This window comes from Halopseudomonas sp. L-58 (assembly GCF_056859475.1).
Genome location: NZ_JBSXON010000019.1, coordinates 1 through 4,150, shown reverse-complemented (window position 1 = coordinate 4,150; position 4,150 = coordinate 1). Strand labels below are relative to the sequence as shown.

The following is a 4,150-nucleotide window of genomic DNA, read 5'->3' as shown; positions in this document are numbered from 1 at the left end:
TCCTAGACACTTTCCAGGCTCAGTAAATGTTGCCTTTCAAACTCTACCGGTGACAGCTGGTTGTTGAAACCGTGTCGGCGTTTTGGGTTGTAAAACATCTCGATGTAGTCGAACACGTCAGCGCGAGCATCCTGCCTAGTGCTGTAGATCTTTCGCCTAATCCGTTCCCGCTTCAGCAGTTGGAAAAAACTTTCCGCTACCGCGTTGTCATGGCAGTTACCACGCCGACTCATGCTACCAAGCAAGTTATTGGCTTTCAGGAAGCTCTGCCAGTCACCGCTGCTGAATTGGCTACCTTGGACGCCCTTCTAAGTGTCAAGTGGATACTGTGCTTTGGTTGATGACGCTATTTCGCCTCTGGATGATGCCGTAGACCTCCCGTGCGATGTAACGCTTTAGGCACCGGATTGCTTCCAGCTTTGAATGTCCCTCTGAGAGACGTCGACTGACATAAGCCTGGGTTCGAGCGTCCGTCCGAAGCCGTCCAATAGCGATGATATGGAGCGCACTGTTTGCGGCGCGATCACCACCTCGATTCAGCCGATGTCGGGTGACCTTGCCTGAAGAGGCCTGGACCGGGCTAACCCCACATAAAGCAGCGAAGCTAGACTCTGAGCGGAAACGATCACTGTTGTCGCCTGCTGTCAGTAGAAGCTGAGCAGCGGACTCGTAACCAATGGCATTTCGGGCAACCAGCTCTGGGGCAAGATCATCAACCAAGGCTGCAATCATCACATCCAAATCCGCTATCTCGTCATGCAGTTCGAGATAACGCCGCCCCAGCGACTTCAGAGCAATCCGGTAGGCGGACGTGACCTGACGATAGCTTGATAGATCTGGACGCCATGCTGCCAGCGTTCTAATCAATTGCATGCGGGTCAACGTGCGTAATGACTCACGCAGATCATCAGGCGCACTAACGATAGTGTTCTGGATCAGCTGTAAGGTAACGCGCCTAGCTTGTATGGCCGTCTTACGACACACTTTGAGCACGCGTAACGATTCGACCATGCCGTCTCGTTTTTTTGGGGTAACTGTACGAACGCCTGCGAAAGCCGCATGTGCCGCATTTCCGGCATCAAGGGTGTCATCTTTGCCCCGCTTGCGCCTATAACTTTTATCAGGCGCAGTAACTTCAAGAACGGTGATCCCAGCCTGTTCCAAGTAGCGCAATAGGCCTGCACCGTACGTACCTGTGCACTCGATGCCCACTCGAACCACTTCACCAAACGAGCGCATCCACGTCAGCATTTGTTTGTAACCCTGACGAGTAGTCGCAAAGCTCTCACTGGCCAGGATACGATCCTGCTCGTCTACGACTGCGGCGACGTGCAGGTCTTTATGGGTATCTACACCGCCTACGACCTGTCTCGAAACACTGCTGATTTTGGCGTTGGGCATGACTGGTCACTCCGGTTCACCGATTACGAACAGAGCCGCTTCAACCGGACACCTGGACAAGACAGTAAAGTGACGTGACGTCAGGCCCTTCTTGGGTCACATGTGTCGGCAAGGCGGTCACCTTGACGTGCAGTGTTCCCGGATGGTCGACAGGTCCAGGGAAAGACACAAGGGTCGATCGGAGTGTGGGTCAGGCCATCCGAGACGCTCCACGACCAGATCATCCATCATCGGTCTATCGCTGTGTGAGTCAGACCACATGGAAACACTGGCCAGTACATTCTTACTGTCGGAGTGAATCATCACCTCCTGCTTTGGCTTGCGGCGCCAAACGGCCATCAGTAAGGCATCAATAGCCAGGTCGCTGGTCATCTGCGGCTTCATTGACCAACCGATTACCTGCCGCGAGAACAGATCGAGCACCACCGCCAAATACAACCAGCCCTCATAAGTGCGGATGTAGGTGATGTCCGTGACCCAGACCTTGTTGGGTTCGGTGACTTTGAACCGACGCTCCAGATGATTCGGTGAGGCCGCTGGAGGCTTACCGCCATAGCGGCCCGGTCGACGACGATACCCTGTCTGTGAGCGCAGCCCTTCCAGACGCATCAGTCGAGCAACACGATGCTTGCCGCATGCTTCTCCAAGCTCACGCAGGTCGTCGTGGATTTTGCGGTAGCCGTAGACGCCACCGCTCTCTAGCCACGAGTGCTTGATCAGGCCAAGCAGACGTTGGTCTTCCTTGGCTCGTGCCGACTTCGGTTCAGCCAGCCAGGCGTAGTAACCGCTGGCATGTACTTTCAGGGTCAGGCAAAGGCGGCGAACGGAATAGTCTGCGGATAGCTGACTGATGAGGGCGTACTTTAACCGCACTCCTTGGCAAAGTACGCGGCGGCCTTCCTAAGAAACACATTCGACAGCCTGTAAAGTAAAGCCAAACTCTGCTGCCCGGCGGTGCAACCCCTTTACCACGCGCTCCCGATACTTCTGTTCATAGCGATCAACGCCGGGATCCTGATAAGCCAAGCCGAAGCGCATTGCGTTGTAGAACAGGATGGCGATCTTGCGGGCGGTGGCGGTCACTGCTTTGGCTTTGCCGATACGTGCCGACAAGCGTCGGTAAAAGGCGCCCAATGCCGTATTGGTTTTGCCGACGGTCACAGCAGCCAGGCGCAAGTGTGCTGTAACTCGGTTTTTGGTCTTGCGCGTATGTGCTGACAATACCTTGCCGCCGCTGATTCGGCAGCCAGGCGCAAGGGTTAGCCAAGAGGTGAAATGGTGAGCGGTACGCCATCGACTCAGATCGGTGCCGCACTCAGCGACCAAACGCAACGCCAGGTAAGGGCCGATGCCATGGATTTGAGTCAGGTCGACGCCGACCAGTTGATAAAGCAAGGTACGTACGTCGAAATTGAGGGCGTTCGGCTGTCGAGTACGGTGACGTGGCTTCGGTAGCGCCTCGCTAGGTGAGGGTTGCTGCTGGGAGAGCTGTAGCAAGCTCTTGGCAATCTGTTGGTCGCAGATTTCAAGCTGTGCCTGATAGGCATCGTACATGGTCAAAGCCTGTGCCAAAGCAAAAACATGCTCCGGCTGGTAGTTGCCAACCAATGCACTCTGGATGGTCTCCACGCTCGACTTGCAGCGAGTATCTCGCATGGTTGCCAGTGTCGCAGCCTTTCGCTCACCAGCGACAATCGCACGGATGATGCGCATGCCTGTAGCACCGGTAATGTCGGCGACCACGTGGTGCAACTGTAGATTCATGTGGATGAGCGCCTTCTGCATGTGCTGGATATGCGCAGCGGCGTAATCGAGGTGGCGTTCTCGCAAGCGTAGATAGCTGCGTAACGCAGCGATTTCTCGATCAGGATGGAAGCTGGCACGCAGCAAGCCACAGGCATGTAGACGCTGGATCCATTGCGCATCGTTAACGTCAGTTTTGCGTCCCGGCACTGCACGGGCGTCCCGCGCATTGGCCAAGACGACATGCAGGCCGTGCGTCTCCAAAATCTCGTAAACCGGAATCCAATACACGCCGGTCGACTCCATCGCTACTGTGGTGATCCCAAGCTCGACCAACCAATCGGCCATGCGTTCCAAGTCGGCGGTAAACGCCTTGAAGGTTTGCACCGGCTCTTTAGTAATGTCGGCAGGCACCGCCACCACATGGAAGCGCGAGCCAATGTCGATGCCAGCTGCGCAGTTATGAATGACCGGCAGGCTATAACGCTCCGAACTAGGCTTTTTCATGAGTTCCCTCCAATGACAGTAAGTGCTGGACGGGGACTCGGATCAATCACATTCCTAAACGGGGTCACGAAACGCGCCACCAATAACGGGTCCGCAGCTTCCCCTGGGTCAGGTTTTTTAACGGGGACTCAGCCTCCAAAAAGCAGACGACCACTGTCCAGCAGTGTCAGTGTAGTGGGCGTGTTTCTAATCCAATGGGGCGCGGAGCGCCGGGGAGGCGGTTTTTTAGGATGTCTCGCTCTTCAGTCACGCGCTTGAGTTCGGCACGCAGACGACGCAGCTCAGCTTGCTGCTCGTCTTCTTGCACGCGTTGCTTTTCAGGTTTGCTGTAGCGCTTAACCCAGGCATACAGGCTGTGGGTCGACATGCCCAAACGAGACGCTACCTCAGCCACCGGCAGACCTCGTTCGGTCACCTGCCTGACTGCTTCGATTTTGAATTCTTCGGGATAACGCGGATTGCTCATGGCACCTCCTAGTGGGCCGTATTATGAGGCCAG

The 4,150-nt window shown here is 55.6% G+C and carries 2 protein-coding genes and 3 pseudogenes; all 5 read right to left on the bottom strand.

All coding sequences use genetic code 11. The features are described from left to right. Positions 1 to 2: 2 nt before the first annotated feature. Positions 3 to 299: pseudogene (locus AC13EY_RS00865) on the bottom strand (IS3 family transposase); the annotation flags it as partial. A gap of 16 nt (positions 300 to 315) precedes the next feature. Continuing rightward, positions 316 to 1,401: an IS110 family RNA-guided transposase gene (locus AC13EY_RS00860; protein WP_233048767.1), complete on the bottom strand. Its 1,086-nt coding sequence runs from the start codon at positions 1,399 to 1,401 to the stop codon at positions 316 to 318. A gap of 267 nt (positions 1,402 to 1,668) precedes the next feature. Beyond that, positions 1,669 to 2,301, bottom strand: a pseudogene (locus AC13EY_RS00855) (IS3 family transposase); the annotation flags it as partial. Beyond that, positions 2,302 to 3,651, bottom strand: coding sequence for an IS110 family RNA-guided transposase (locus tag AC13EY_RS00850; RefSeq protein WP_083729502.1), 1,350 nt, complete (start codon positions 3,649 to 3,651; stop codon positions 2,302 to 2,304). 223 nt (positions 3,652 to 3,874) lie between these two features. Beyond that, a pseudogene (locus tag AC13EY_RS00845) lies at positions 3,875 to 4,117 on the bottom strand (transposase); the annotation flags it as partial. Between the last annotated feature and the right edge of the window lie 33 nt (positions 4,118 to 4,150).